Here is a 1,161-nt window from a genome sequence, read left to right on the forward strand (position 1 = left end):
TGTGAACACCGCGCGGCTGCTCTTGCCCGAACAGCATGCCGCCCATCAGGCGCGGCCGGCAATGACGCCGCTCTCCAATGCCGGCTGGTCGACGTTCCAGACCGGCTGCCTCTACGCCAAGATGGGCTTTACGACGGTGGTCGAGCCGGCGATGTCGCCGGGAGCGGCGCTTCACACGCATCTCGAACTGGCTGACATCCCGATCATCGACAAGGCAACCCTCGCCATTCTCGGCAATGACGATTTCCTGTTGTCGATGATCCGCGACGACGCCCCCTCGACGAGGATCGAGGACTATGTCGCCTGGACGGTCGCTTCGACGCGAGCGCTTGGGGTCAAGGTGATCAACGCCGGTGCGGCGGCCGCCTTCAAGGAGAACGTCCGCACCTTCTCGCTGGACGATGTCGTGCCTTCCTATGGCGTCAGTTCGCGCAAGATCGTCAAGACGCTGCAGGCCGCCGTCGACAGTCTTGGCCTGCCGCATCCCCTGCATGTCCATTGCAACAATCTGGGCAGCCCCGGATCGGCGGATACGGCGGCTGCGACGATCGCAGCGGCGGATGGGCTGCCGCTGCATCTCGCCCACCTCCAGTTCTATGGCTATGGCACGGAAGGAAAACGCGGGTTTTCTTCCGCCGCCGCACGGCTTGCCGAACTGGTCAACGCGACGCCGGAAGTCACCATCGATATCGGCCAGGTCATGTTCGGCCAGACGGTCACGGTCTCCTCCGACGTCATGCGGCAGTTTTCGGCGCGTGGCAGCGCGCACCCGAAAAAGACCGTCATTCATGATGGTGACGGCAATGGCGGCGGCATCGTGCCCTACAGTTATGGCAAGGACTTCTACGGCACGATGCAGTGGGCGATCGGGCTCGAGCTTTTTCTCCTGATCGACGATCCCTGGCGTGTGTTCTTCACCACCGATCATCCCAACGGTGCACCTTTTACGGCTTATCCGGCGCTGTTCGAACTGCTGATGAGCCGGGAAGCGCGCGCCGAAATGACCGCTGGACTTTCACGATCCGCCCTGGCGCTCTCTACCCTGGCCGCAATCGACCGCGAATACACGTTCGAGGAAATCGCCATCATGACGCGCGCGGCGCCGGCCAAGCTGCTCGGCTTGACGGATCGAGGCCATCTCGGCGCCGCGCGCGTCATGAT

1 protein-coding gene is annotated in these 1,161 nt (G+C 63.2%); it reads left to right on the forward strand.

Annotation, left to right across the window (positions count from 1 at the left end; all coding sequences use genetic code 11):
* The coding region (locus EN893_RS34925; RefSeq protein WP_128362208.1) for a formylmethanofuran dehydrogenase subunit A at positions 1 to 1,161 on the forward strand (1,161 nt) is incomplete at both ends.

The sequence above is a fragment of the Mesorhizobium sp. M7A.F.Ca.CA.004.04.2.1 genome, assembly GCF_004022825.1.
In the GTDB taxonomy this organism is placed as follows: domain Bacteria; phylum Pseudomonadota; class Alphaproteobacteria; order Rhizobiales; family Rhizobiaceae; genus Mesorhizobium.